Below are 12,625 nucleotides of genomic sequence, written 5' to 3' on the forward strand. Positions count from 1 at the left end.
TTAATTTCCTGAACGATGCTTTCGTTTTTTTCGAGAATGCTTTATCAAGTTCAACGCCTCTACTCCCAATGAGAAACCCATGGCAAAATAAATATATCCTCGAGGAATATGGAAAGAAAATCCATCAGCAACAAGTACCATGCCAATCAAAATTAAGTAACTTAATGCGAGCATCTTGATTGTGGGATATTCTTTAATAAATGCACTTACTGCTTCACTAGCAAAAATCATAATGAGAATAGCACACGTAATTGCGACTGCCATGACCCAAAAGTGTGAGGTTAATCCCACTGCAGTTAAGACACTATCTAAAGAAAATATAATATCCATTAATGCAATTTGGAAAATAACTGCTTTAAAGGTTGTTTTAAATGCTCCAGTCTTCGTTTCACCAGTTAATACCGGCTCAGTGGTCACATCCTGATGAATTTCTTCTGTTGCTTTCCAAATTAGAAAAGCACCACCTCCCAAAAGAAAAAGATCACGTGCAGAAAACGACATATGAGCCACATAAAGCAAAGGTTTAGTCAATTTGATTAGATCAACTGCTACCATTAATAGAATCAAACGCATAACCCAAGAAAGCGTAAGTCCCAAGCGCCTTGCTTTTTTTCTCTGTTTGGGTGGTAGTTTTTCAGATAAAATAGATAAAATAACAAGATTGTCAATTCCCAAGACAATTTCCAATATGATTAAAACGATTAAGCCTACCGCAATATCAATAAAATCCATCAAAAATCCTCTGATATCAGAAATTGAAAAAATATATCATATACTCTTTATCTTATATTTACCTATATCTTTCTGTAAAATCTAGGGCATAACTTTATTGAAAGCATGATGTTTTTATAAAGGCAAATGATTCACTTTATTCTTTGGCTTCGATATAATATCCGCGTCATATTAATCTTGTGAGATACAGAGATCATCAAATTTATCAAAAAGCTGCTAAAGAGAAACAGAGCTCATGTACAGCCTGTTGCTTCAGCTTATATAATCCCAAGGAATAAGCATTCCATATCTAAAGCAGACATTAGCAACAATGCGCTCAAGGTTCTGAACCGCTTAATTGGTGCGGGGTTTCAGGCATACATTGTTGGAGGTAGTGTCAGAGATTTGCTGCTGCATAAAGCCCCCAAAGATTTTGATGTGGCTACAGATGCAACGCCCAATCAAGTTAAAAATTTATTTAGAAATGGACGAATTATTGGTCGTCGCTTCAAACTTGTCCATATACTCTTCCATCGCGAAATTATTGAAGTTGCCACCTTTAGAAGTCACGTAGCTATTGATGAGAGTCAGCTAACAAATGAACGAGGTATGTTAGTTAGGGATAATGCTTACGGCTCCCTTGATGAAGATGCCTGGAGACGTGATTTCACGATCAACTCACTTTATTACAATATCAACGATTCATCGATTATTGATTTTACTGGCGGCGTAAAAGATGTTGAAGAAAAGCTCATTCGTATGATTGGTGATCCAATAAAACGTTATCAGGAAGACCCTGTACGCATGCTACGTGCAATTCGCTTTAGTGCAAAATTAAACTTTAAACTTGCGCGAGAAACTGAAGCACCCTTCCCTGAGATTAGCCATCTTATTACTCATGTCTCCAACTCACGTTTATTTGATGAGATGACTAAGCTATATCAGTGCGGCAATGCAGTAGCAGTACAAGGATTGCTTATGAAATATGGCTTGTTTCAATATCTATGTCATCAAACTCATGGACTATTAAACAGTTCTTATCCTGTAAATGCGTTATTAACGATAGCTCTTGAGAATACCGATACTCGTATTCATGAGGAAAAGCCAGTTACACCAGCATTTTTATTTGCAGTTCTTTTATGGTTTCCTATGATCGAATGTGCAAAAGAGTTACAAAAGACAGGAATAGATCCGCTTCCTGCTATTGAAAAAGCGATGTCGCTTGTCCTTGCAGAGCAAAATAAAATAATTTCAATTCCTAAACGTTATACACAAATTATTCGTGAAATCTGGTTGTTACAGTACCGCTTCGCCAAGAGACTTGGAGGAAGAGCATTTAATCTTTTACAACACCCACGTTTTAGAGCAGCCTATGATTTCATGGCATTACGTGCTCTTGCAGGTGACGAATCCATGGAGCTTGCACAATGGTGGACAGCATTTCAGGATGCAGACGAAGCAGAACAAACTGAAATGGTTGCGCAGCTCACGCCTGACTTGCCGAAACGAAAACGACGTCGTAAAAAACCTAAAAGTATTAAAGCTAGTGATTCAGAATGAATGTTTGTTATTTAGGGTTGGGCTCAAATCAGCATGTACCTGAGCGTCAACTGAGAAAAGCAATCAAATCAATAAAAGCTCTTCGTTCTACTGTTATTACTAAGATTTCAGCTTTTTATTGGAACAAAGCTTGGGGATTACAAGGCCAACAAGACTTTTGTAATGCTGTGATCGAGCTTTTCACTCTTTTATCACCCTTAGAATTACTTAACGCTTGTCAAAAAATCGAGAAAAAACAAGGAAGAATTCGGAAAAAACACTGGGGCCCCAGAGTTATTGACATTGATATTCTATTATATGCGGATAAAGTCATTCACTCTAAAAAACTGGTGATACCTCACCCATATATCCAATCTAGAAGCTTTGTTTTAATTCCTCTAATTGAAATAAATCCCAAATATAAATTAAAACTAAAATCTGAATCACTTACATAATTTTTGTGCTAATTATCAAATGAGTTGATACAGCACAACCGTTCTCTTCTCTAAAGAAATTCCTAATACGATACTAATAATTTGCTCAAACTAAATTTTTTAATATTTTATGAGGTAAAATAGGTGATTATGGTAAGGAATCTACTATTATTTACAATAACAAATTCAATTGTGAGGCTGCTATGTATAAGAATATTTTATTTGCTACGGATTTGCTCAAGGAACATAATCATCTCACAGAAAAAGCAATCGCGATTGCGAAACAATTTGATGCTAAATTATATCTGTTACACGTCATTGAACTGCCTGCCAGCTTTCAATTGGCTCAAGGCCTCGGCTTTACAGAATTAGCCAACCCCGCGAAAGACGATGCACAAACAGTACTAGCTTTAATAGGCGAAAATTTTAATATTCCACGTGAGCAACAATTTGTTGAGGTAGGTTCAGTTAAAGAACATATCTTCAATAAAGTGAAAGAGTTAAATTGCCAGCTTATTATTATTGGCAGCCATTCTTCTTCTGGTTTGCAATCATTTTTGGGAAGCACAGCAAATGCTGCAGTCAATCATGCTCCATGTGATGTAATAACCTTGCGACTTTAAAAATGGCAAATCGAGTAGGAAGTAAGCAACCCTACATGTGCTAGATACACATATGGCGGTTTGAGATAAAAGCCGCCTTTTCCTATTATCCTTAGTTTATTAATCATTGTTTCTCACCAGCCCTCGAACATCGCCTGTTGCACATCCATTAATCCAGGGGATACAGAGCAACATCGAACTATAAGAAATTTGTATATCGATTATACTAACAATTAATTTTTTTTGCATGAAAAAAAATCTTACCATGGTCATATTGTAAATTAATTATTACACACCTATGAAAAGAAAAAATGAAGAGAAGCTAAATCTATTCGACTCGCTCCCTAACGAGCTTATTGCAACGATTGGCCGTCACGTAGATAAAAACAAGAATCAACTTGAAAACAGCAATAACTTTGCCTTAACTTGCTCTTTGTTTTATAACGCTTACCAGCAAGAACGCTTAAATCACAAACGATTAGTAATTAGCTTAGCCAAATCTGTTGCTGAAGGCAATCAAGACCAGTCAGAAGCAACACTGCAAAAACATCCTGAATTACTACTCTCTAGAACAACAATTGTCGATCAATCAGGGCGGATTTTTAGAAACACAACAGTTTGGGAATATACCTTATGGTCTTTAGATGTTCGCTATATGGCATCGATGATGCTTAAGTGTTTACCTCAGAATAAGCATGGGGAAGAAATACGATTGGTATTGAATAAGCAATTCGAGGAGATTGAAACCCAAGGAGTGACTTATGAATTAGACGGTGTGATTCATCGTGAAAAATACTATGACTTTGCAATCATTGCAACTTTGAACGATTACTTAAATAATTTTAATAGACAAGAATGGACTGAGCGTGATCAATGGTGGTCTACGAAGGTTGGCCAGGTACAAAAGTTACTTCCTGCCCATGTGGCACAACATTATTGTGACCCAGAGGAGTCCCTTGATCCCACACCCACGTTTAAAAAGGAAAAATTTACTCGCTCACTTAACTTCTATAATTGGATAGATGAGGACTTGAAAAATTGGTTTTTGGATTCCAGATTGGGAGTTAGTTTTGCAATGAGTAGAGCATGGGGCGAAAAAGCTCACTCATCATCCCGGGGGTATTTTTTTGGCACATCCGCAGCTCGCGATGCGATGATCGCCTTACACAAAGCAAGAACCGAGGATCTAGTATTACTTAAAGAGCAATTACAAAAACCTCTGCTTCAATCTGACACTGATGCAAATGAAAAAAGATTATTAATACCTTAATTATCATGCCAAGTTTACTCATCTCAATGGCAAATAATTAGGTAAATTCAAAAATGAAAAGCTAACTTCGAATCTAAACCCTAATAAGAAATAGCCACTAAATTCGGGGCAAAGCACTTATCTTTTGCCTTTTGATTTTTTTTTAACATGACTCATTAATCTTCTTTTTTTATTCACTTGTCGTTGAGACAATTTAACTTTTTTATTTGCGAAAGGATTTGTTCCGCCTTTAAACTCCAGCTTTAGAGGGGTTCCAACTAATCCCAGATGTTTAATAAACTCATTGTTAAGATAACGTCTGTAACTATCGGGCAAATCAGCCAATTGATTTCCATGGATTACGATTACCGGGGGATTGTGGCCACCAAGATGGGCATACCTCAATTTTATCCTGCGTCCATTCACGCAAGGAGGGGTATGTTTCATGCTGATGTCTTGAAGTAAACGAGTTAATCGTGGAGTTGAAAAAGATTGAACAGCCGAAGCATAGGCCTCATTTATATCTTTGAATAATCCCCCTACACCACTACCATGCAGAGCAGATATAAACCGAATTTTTGCAAAATTCGCAAAGTGCAATCTTCTGGATAATTCGCTTTTTACATTTTCCTTATGCTCTTCATCCAAACCATCCCATTTGTTCATTGCAATAACCAAGGCTTTACCGGACTCAATAATAAAGCCGAGCAAATTCATATCCTGATCAGTAATGCCCTCTCTAGCATCCAAAACTTGCAAGCATACATTTGCTTCTTCAATAGCTTTAAGTGTTTTGATCACAGAAAACTTTTCAATTTTTTCATCAACTCGTGATTTTCTACGTACCCCTGCGGTATCAATCAAAATATAGTTCTGTTCATCCCTAACAAAAGGAATCGCAATGCTGTCTCGTGTTGTTCCAGGCATATCATATACAACGACTCTTTCCTCACCCAAAATTCGATTAATTAAAGTTGATTTTCCAACATTAGGACGGCCAGCAAAGGCAATTTTAATTACATTATCTTCTTCAATTTTATCCGCTTGAGCTGTAAATGGTAATAAAACATCATCAAGCAACGTTCTAATACCACTGCCATGCGATGAAGAAATAGAGTGAATATCAGTAATTCCTAAAGCATGAAAATCAGCACAGGCAACATCATCATCCAGCCCCTCGGTTTTATTAATCACAAGGTGGACTTTTTTACTTAATTTACGTAAATTACTAGCAATTTTTTCATCAATTCCAGTCAAGCCAGCTCGTCCATCAACCAAAAAAAGCACAATATCAGCTTCATTGAGTGCTATCTCCGATTGTTTGGACATTAAATTATCAACAGCAATATCATCAACACCTATACCACCAGTATCAACAACAATATAGTGTTTGTTATCATGCTGAGCTTGACCATACTGCCTGTCACGAGTTAAACCAGGAAAGTCAGCAACAAGGGCGTCTTGAGTCTTGGTCAGCCTATTAAATAAAGTAGACTTACCAACATTAGGGCGTCCAACAAGTGCAATCACAGGGATCATTTATTAACTCACAGATAATTGATTAAGTATTCCATTGTCTGTTAACACAAATAACTTTCTTCCAGCTACGCTTGGAGAAATACTGACGCCAGCAGAAACCTTTGATCGAGCTATAATTTCACCTGTTTGAGCATCAATAAAATGTAGATAGCCAGTTTTATCACCTACTACTAAATCATTTTTAATTAACGTGGGTTCAGTTAATACTCTCGCTTTTAAACCAGTCTGTTTCCAATTAACTTGACCATTGCGTTTATCAATAGACCAAATGACATCATGGCTGTCTGTTAGATACAATGTATTACCGCTTAAAACCATATTTTTATATACGGAACCTGGTTTTCTCCAAATAAATTGTCCATCTGACAAAGACAGTGCGCCTATGTAACCTTGATAACTGGCGAGATAAACCACATTATTTTCCACAATTGGATCTGCATCAATATCAACTAATCGTTCCACATCACTTGGACCTGATGCATAAGCAATACTGCGCTGCCACATAACTCGGCCAGTTTTTACATCCAATGCATCCAATTTTCCATCAGAAAAACCAATCAACACCAAATTTCCCATAGCAATGGGTGATGAGCTTGCCTTCAAGATTAAACTGGGTGAACCATGCTCTGTCATCCATATTTGTTTACCATCTGCTGTATTAAAGGCATAAACTTTACCATCAATAGTCTTCACGATAACTTTTCCACCCAGAACAGCCGGCGGTGATAAAATTTCACCAGTAACCTTTTTTTGCCATAATTTGTTACCGTTGCTTTTATTTAATACAACCAATGATGAGTTATTGGTGCCCACAACAATATATCCACTGGCTACAGCAGGACCGCTAACTAACCCATGTTTCAACGTTGTAGTCCATTTCACCTGTCCATTATGCTTATTAATAGCACGAACCAACCCACTGGCATCAGCAGTATAAATAACACCACCCTGAACCACTGGTTTCAACCTTAAATATTCCTTATTTTTAGATGACTTACCAGCAACTACCGTCCAGTTTTGCTCAACCTTAACTTTATCCTTTACCAACTTGAGTTCTTTAGGTTTTGGCGTGTTGTCTTTACCCAACATATAATCATCAAGTTTTGAACATCCTTGAACTAAAGCACATAGAATTAAAATAAATAATTTCATTTTCATGAAAATTGAACCTCGAATTTTTACAAAATAATCAATAAAAGATCACTATTATGCATACAAATATAACCGAGCGGCAAAAAATACTATACTTATGAGTTATATGACCTAATACTCGGGCTATAAAAGTTATGCAGACTTTACTTTTTTATCTCCAGAAATCATTGAGTGCGATTTACTTGCTATCTCGTTAGTTTTCATTTCCAAAAATAAATTACCCATCCCATTGTTTTTTACTTCATCTAAAGCTAGTTTATAGGAACTCATAGCTTCTTGATATTGGCCTGTTGCTCCATAAATATCGCCTTTTAACTCATTAATAACAGGTAAGTAAGTTTTATCATCGATACTGCTTAATTCATTAAGAGCATTTGTATAAGACTTTTCAGCTGCCAAAATACGTGCCATACGAATTTTTGCAATTTGTTTTAAAGCAGGCATTTTGCTGTTTGTAGCAACCACTTTCAGCTCATCTGTAGCGTTATCCAGTTTATTTTTTGATACATAAATTTTCGCAAGTGTCAGATGCGCCACATCAGCATAAACCGTACTGCTATGTTGATGAGTCAATTCATTAGCATACGCTCTTACACCTTTAATATTTTGATTTGAAAGAGCAACCATCATTTGCTCATAGGCAACAGAAGCTTGTTGAGTAACCTTTGCTTGATGCCAATGTAAATATCGATAGCCGGCAATGCCAAAGAGTACAAGTGATAATACTACGGTGATAAGATTACCGTATTGCTTCCACCATTTCTTTATCGATTCCAGTTGTTCCTCTTCAGTCATATACACTGACATAACATTCTCCTGCACTCACTCTAAAAAATCTTTCAAGACCTGATTAATCATATTTTGATCCACTGTAATTTGCTCAGCCTCATTACGTAAATCTTTAATACTAATTTGCTCATTAGCCAACTCATCTTCGCCTAAAACTAAAGCCAAGCGCGCACCACTTTTATCTGCTTTTTTGAATTGGCTTTTAAAGCTCCCACCTGCGGTATTTACTGATACCTCTATCTTTGGATAAGCCTTACGTATCCATTCAGAAATTACAAGACCCCGTATTACAGCCTGCTCATTCGTTGCAATAAGATATAATGCGTTCTTTTTACTCTCTTGCTGCAAAAGATTCAAGGTTTCCATAAGTAAGTATATTCTTTCGATACCTAATGCAAAACCTACCGCAGGAGTTGGGTTACCACCTAACTGCTCGATTAATATATCGTAGCGTCCTCCAGCACATACTGTGGATTGGCTTCCTAATTTATCAGTAACCCACTCAAAAACTGTATGCCCGTAATAATCCAGCCCCCTCACCAAAACGGGATTAATTACATAAGGTACCTTTAATGCATCCAAACCATCACAGAAAGACTGAAAATGTGCACGACTTTTTTCACCAAGAACATCGATCAATTTAGGTGCATTAGCCAATAATTGTTGCATCTCAGGGTTTTTACTGTCCAAAATACGCAATGGATTTCGAGTTAACCTGCGTTTACTGTCCTCATCCAACTGATTTTCATGATCAGTCAAATACTCAACGAGAGTTTTTTTATAATCATGGCGTTCGGTTAATTCGCCTAAGGTATTCACTTGTAATTGGACAAAGTCAGCAAATCCTAATTGCTCCCAAAACTTACGGCATAGAGAAATCAACTCCAACTCAACCAGTGCACCTTGCATACCAAATGCTTCAACACCTAATTGATTGAACTGCCTATATCGTCCTTTCTGTGGTCTTTCGTGACGAAACATCGGCCCCATATACCACAGTTTTTGTTGCTGATTATGCAAAAGCCCATTTTGCAGACAAGCACGTACACAGCCAGCTGTTCCTTCAGGTCTTAAAGTAATACTATCCCCATTTAAGTCATTAAAAGTATACATTTCTTTTTCGACTATATCTGTTACTTCACCTATAGTCCTTTTAAATAGCTGTGTGCTTTCAATAAGTGGAAAACGTATTTCCTGATAACCATAGCTGGACAATACACTCACAAATATCTGTTCAATGGAACGCCAAAAAACCATTGCCTCAGGCAAAATATCATTCATTCCACGGATTGCTTGAATTCGTTCAGTCACCTATCTTCTCCATAGGAGACATTTCTGGTTTTGGGTTTAACAAAGATTGCATTTTTGATATGTCAGTGAGTCTAAGCTCTTTAGTTTCAATTGTTGGTGTTTGATTTAATGATAAATCAACAGGAGCTGTCTTTGTCGGAAACATCTGGTGAGTATCTCTGTTCTTTTGCCACCAAACTCCTACAGCAACAATCACACCTACTGCAAACAAAATTGTAAACCAACGGATAATATGTTCCGCTTTATGTGATTCCCGTTTACTTTGCTGCCATAAGAGGGCTCGATCAGTTTTTTTCTCGACAACAAACTGAGCATTAAATATTGCCAGATAGGGCTCGGGTGATGTGCCAAGCAATTTAGCATAAGCACGCAAATATCCTTTAACAAAAACAGGCTCGGGTAATAAATGGAACTCATTATTTTCAATTAATTCAATAATACGAGCCCTTAAATGCAATTTATTGGCAACATATTCAATGGTATATCCTTTTTGTTGGCGAATACTGGCAAGTTGCTCGCCTGGATTATTATTATACTCTGCGATACTCTCATCCAGCGTGGTTGTTGTATTCATTATTTACTCCACTATTATCGACATTGGAATTCAAATTATTCATGCTCAGTTCATATTCTGCAGCTAAACTGTGTTGCCCAACTTTATCAGAAACCTCCTTGGCTAATGATAATAATACCTTGTCATTCAACACTAAATCAGGATGCTTTTGTACAAGAGCAAATGCCTCTGCATCATGTTTGGCTTTAATTTCAAGTTTTAGTAATTCATAAAAAGACACTTTCTGTGAAGGATCCTGATTTAATGCTTTTACAAAATAAAGCTTGGCCTTATCTTCATTAGGGGTTGATAAAGCACAAAGACCTGCGTTTTCATAAGCTCCAGCAGTATGCAAATACTTTAGATCATTGACCGCCTTTAAGAAATAAGCTTCAGCTTTTTTATAATCACCTTGTCGACATAAAAAAGCACCGTAATTATTAAGCTGTGCGCCTCCATTTTTTGCTAGCGATATGGCTTTCAAATAATATTTCTCTGCTTGATCTAATTCTTTGGTTTGTTCAAAATAATAAGCCATTGCTGAATTAACATCAGGTGAGCTAGGTTCTTGCTCCAATGCAGTAAGAATCTTTTTTTTCGCTCTTGGCCTATCACCCTGCTTTAAATAACCTAACCCTAGCTGAACATTATATGATGCAGCCTTACTGAGATCTGGTTTTTTAAAATTTTGTTTTTCGCTTTCTTCATCATGCACGCATGCCTGCAAAAACAGACAAGTCATAACAAGCAAGAGATAAAACTTTTTTAACACGGTATTTTCACACTAAGATTATAAATGATTGCGCATTATAACCGCTTACCAATAAATTAAAAATAATTTGTCACAAATAATGATTTTATTGTAATTTGTGAATTTATAACTTCGCTAAACCCAATGTATGCTTCATTATTCTGCTGCTTGCTGCTCTTGGTTTGTTTTAGGCATAAAATGCAATTTTTGCCATCTTTTGGATCGACTTGTTCTATCCTTAACCTCTCCGGCTAATTGCCCACATGCTGCGTCAATATCATCACCTCGTGTTTTTCGAGTAATTGTATTAATTCCATGTGTGATTAATCTATCTCTAAAAGCATCAATTGTTTCCTGAGATGAGCGCTCGTATTGTGTCATTGGAAAAGGATTAAAAGGAATTAAATTGACTTTTGCTGGAACATTTTTCAATAATTTTATCAATTGATTTGCATGTTCAGGTTGATCATTGACTCCCTTAAGCATTACATATTCAAAAGTGACTTTTCTTCGAGGTTCATTCTTAAAATAGTTTTTGCATAAAGCCATCAATTGATTCAACGGATATTTTTTATTTATAGGAACAAGTTCGTTTCTTAACTCATCATTCGGTGCATGCAGCGAAACAGCCAATGCAACAGGGCTAATGTCTCTTAAACGTTCCAGATCAGGTAAAACCCCTGAAGTACTTAAAGTAACACGACGTTTTGATAATCCATAAGCAAAATCATCCATCATAATATTCATTGCAGACACAACATTATCAAAATTAAGTAAGGGTTCTCCCATACCCATCATTACTACATTTGTTATTTTTTTGTCATGAACTCCTTGTTGTTGTGATAGTTCACGGACAGCCAACCAAACTTGACCAATAATTTCGGCTGTAGATAAATTGCGATTAAAACCTTGTTTTGCGGTAGAACAAAAGGAACAATTCAAAGCACACCCAACTTGAGAGGAAACACATAAAGTTCCACGATTGCTTTCAGGAATAAATACTGTCTCGATACAATTGCCACATTCCAGTTTCAAGAGCCATTTATGGGTACCATCATTGGATTTTTGGCAAGCAACAATTTCTGGTAATTTAATACATGATCGCTCCGCCAATTTTTCTCTTAAGGCTTTGCCAAGATTTGTCATTTTTGCGAAATCGGTAAAACCGGCCTGATGAATCCATTGGATTATCTGCTGAGCTCTGTAAGGTTGTTCTTCCCAGCTATGCAGCAGTTCACGCATTTGTTGATAATTGTAATCAAGCAGATTTACTTTTTGTGTCATTTTTGCTCCAAATTTAATGACGACGCATGAGGAATACAATTAAAGGGAGCCTGTGTGCTGCGCACTCAGGCTACAACTACAATCTACAAAATCTTAGTGTCATTAAATATCAAAAACTAATTCTTATCTCTCACAAATTTCATGGGGCTCAAAGAAAAAGGCTATTTCACGAACCGCGTTTTCAAGACTATCTGAACCATGCACTGCATTTGCATCAATACTATCAGCAAAATCAGCACGTATTGTTCCAGGTGCAGCTTCTTTAGGGTTTGTTGCACCCATAATTTCTCTATTTTTCAATACTGCATTTTCACCTTGCAATGCCTGAATCATTACTGGGCCAGAGATCATGAACTCAACTAAATCTTTAAAGAAAGGTCGTGCGCGATGAATGTCATAAAAATTTTCTGCTTGTTCACGAGAAAGTTGCATCATTTTTGCCGCTATGATATTGAGGCCCGCATTTTCAAAACGAGAATAGATTTGACCAATAACAGATTTAGCTACTGCATCAGGTTTAATAATTGACAATGTTGTTTCTTTTGCCATCATGCACTCCATGGGGGGTTAGTTAAAGTGCAATATTATACATGAAATACAAGCTACATGGCTAATATAAATTCATTTTTATATCGATTATAGTCTCGATGTTCGAAGTAAAGCCGAAGTACACACCGCCATTTCTGATGTCTTATTACATACCTGTTGATG

Annotated in this window: 13 protein-coding genes; 4 read left to right on the plus strand and 9 right to left on the minus strand. The window is 36.7% G+C overall.

From position 1 onward, the window contains the following. Complete coding sequence (locus Lpar_RS13555; RefSeq protein WP_058518429.1) at positions 1 to 732, minus strand: TerC family protein; 732 nt, start codon at positions 730 to 732, stop codon at positions 1 to 3. A 213-nt stretch (positions 733 to 945) separates the two neighbouring features. Here Lpar_RS13555 and pcnB point away from each other — a divergent pair, with 213 nt between their 5' ends. The 4 genes from pcnB to Lpar_RS13575 all read left to right on the plus strand — a co-directional run bounded on the left by pcnB (position 946) and on the right by Lpar_RS13575 (position 4,556). After that, positions 946 to 2,271, plus strand: coding sequence for a polynucleotide adenylyltransferase PcnB (gene pcnB, locus Lpar_RS13560; RefSeq protein WP_058518430.1), 1,326 nt, complete (start codon positions 946 to 948; stop codon positions 2,269 to 2,271). Next, positions 2,268 to 2,705: a 2-amino-4-hydroxy-6-hydroxymethyldihydropteridine diphosphokinase gene (folK, locus tag Lpar_RS13565; protein ID WP_058518431.1), complete on the plus strand. Its 438-nt coding sequence runs from the start codon at positions 2,268 to 2,270 to the stop codon at positions 2,703 to 2,705. Before pcnB ends, folK begins: the two co-directional genes overlap by 4 nt. Positions 2,706 to 2,887: 182 nt before the next feature. Beyond that, positions 2,888 to 3,307 carry a universal stress protein gene (locus Lpar_RS13570; protein WP_058518432.1) on the plus strand — a complete coding sequence of 140 codons (420 nt, stop codon included), beginning with the start codon at positions 2,888 to 2,890 and terminating at the stop codon, positions 3,305 to 3,307. 277 nt (positions 3,308 to 3,584) lie between these two features. Next, on the plus strand, positions 3,585 to 4,556 hold the full coding sequence (locus Lpar_RS13575) for a hypothetical protein (protein ID WP_058518433.1): 972 nt from the start codon (positions 3,585 to 3,587) through the stop codon (positions 4,554 to 4,556). Positions 4,557 to 4,673: 117 nt separating this feature from the next. On the opposite strand, the gene der is transcribed toward Lpar_RS13575, so the two are convergent. The 8 genes from der to ndk all read right to left on the minus strand — a co-directional run bounded on the left by der (position 4,674) and on the right by ndk (position 12,463). Further along, the gene (der, locus tag Lpar_RS13580) at positions 4,674 to 6,074 is read right to left on the minus strand and encodes a ribosome biogenesis GTPase Der (protein WP_058518434.1); all 1,401 of its coding nucleotides are present in this window, start codon (positions 6,072 to 6,074) and stop codon (positions 4,674 to 4,676) included. Positions 6,075 to 6,077: 3 nt separating this feature from the next. Continuing rightward, a complete protein-coding gene (gene bamB / locus Lpar_RS13585) occupies positions 6,078 to 7,232 on the minus strand; it encodes an outer membrane protein assembly factor BamB (RefSeq protein WP_058518435.1) in 1,155 nt (384 codons plus the stop codon). Positions 7,233 to 7,358: 126 nt separating this feature from the next. After that, positions 7,359 to 8,033, minus strand: coding sequence for a YfgM family protein (locus tag Lpar_RS13590; protein WP_058518436.1), 675 nt, complete (start codon positions 8,031 to 8,033; stop codon positions 7,359 to 7,361). Between the two features lie 15 nt (positions 8,034 to 8,048). After that, positions 8,049 to 9,326, minus strand: coding sequence for a histidine--tRNA ligase (gene hisS / locus Lpar_RS13595; protein ID WP_058518437.1), 1,278 nt, complete (start codon positions 9,324 to 9,326; stop codon positions 8,049 to 8,051). Next, positions 9,319 to 9,900: a helix-turn-helix domain-containing protein gene (locus tag Lpar_RS13600; protein ID WP_058518438.1), complete on the minus strand. Its 582-nt coding sequence runs from the start codon at positions 9,898 to 9,900 to the stop codon at positions 9,319 to 9,321. Before Lpar_RS13600 ends, hisS begins: the two co-directional genes overlap by 8 nt. Further along, positions 9,875 to 10,651: a type IV pilus biogenesis/stability protein PilW gene (gene pilW / locus Lpar_RS13605; RefSeq protein ID WP_058518439.1), complete on the minus strand. Its 777-nt coding sequence runs from the start codon at positions 10,649 to 10,651 to the stop codon at positions 9,875 to 9,877. Before pilW ends, Lpar_RS13600 begins: the two co-directional genes overlap by 26 nt. A gap of 135 nt (positions 10,652 to 10,786) precedes the next feature. Further along, positions 10,787 to 11,914 (minus strand): dual-specificity RNA methyltransferase RlmN, encoded by a 1,128-nt coding sequence (rlmN, locus tag Lpar_RS13610; protein ID WP_058518440.1) that lies wholly within the window; start codon positions 11,912 to 11,914, stop codon positions 10,787 to 10,789. A gap of 123 nt (positions 11,915 to 12,037) precedes the next feature. Continuing rightward, positions 12,038 to 12,463: a nucleoside-diphosphate kinase gene (ndk, locus tag Lpar_RS13615; protein WP_058518441.1), complete on the minus strand. Its 426-nt coding sequence runs from the start codon at positions 12,461 to 12,463 to the stop codon at positions 12,038 to 12,040. Positions 12,464 to 12,625: the final 162 nt, after the last annotated feature.

The organism is Legionella parisiensis, assembly GCF_001467945.1.
Taxonomy (GTDB): Bacteria; Pseudomonadota; Gammaproteobacteria; order Legionellales; family Legionellaceae; genus Legionella; species Legionella parisiensis.

Coding starts and splice junctions, on each gene's coding strand:
- Lpar_RS13555 (WP_058518429.1), bottom strand. CDS start 732: ATGGATTTTATTGATATTGCGGTAGGCTTAATCGTTTTAATCATATTG.
- folK (WP_058518431.1), top strand. CDS start 2,268: ATGAATGTTTGTTATTTAGGGTTGGGCTCAAATCAGCATGTACCTGAG.
- Lpar_RS13570 (WP_058518432.1), top strand. CDS start 2,888: ATGTATAAGAATATTTTATTTGCTACGGATTTGCTCAAGGAACATAAT.
- Lpar_RS13575 (WP_058518433.1), top strand. CDS start 3,585: ATGAAAAGAAAAAATGAAGAGAAGCTAAATCTATTCGACTCGCTCCCT.
- der (WP_058518434.1), bottom strand. CDS start 6,074: ATGATCCCTGTGATTGCACTTGTTGGACGCCCTAATGTTGGTAAGTCT.
- bamB (WP_058518435.1), bottom strand. CDS start 7,232: ATGAAAATGAAATTATTTATTTTAATTCTATGTGCTTTAGTTCAAGGA.
- Lpar_RS13590 (WP_058518436.1), bottom strand. CDS start 8,033: ATGTCAGTGTATATGACTGAAGAGGAACAACTGGAATCGATAAAGAAA.
- Lpar_RS13600 (WP_058518438.1), bottom strand. CDS start 9,900: ATGAATACAACAACCACGCTGGATGAGAGTATCGCAGAGTATAATAAT.
- rlmN (WP_058518440.1), bottom strand. CDS start 11,914: ATGACACAAAAAGTAAATCTGCTTGATTACAATTATCAACAAATGCGT.
- ndk (WP_058518441.1), bottom strand. CDS start 12,463: ATGGCAAAAGAAACAACATTGTCAATTATTAAACCTGATGCAGTAGCT.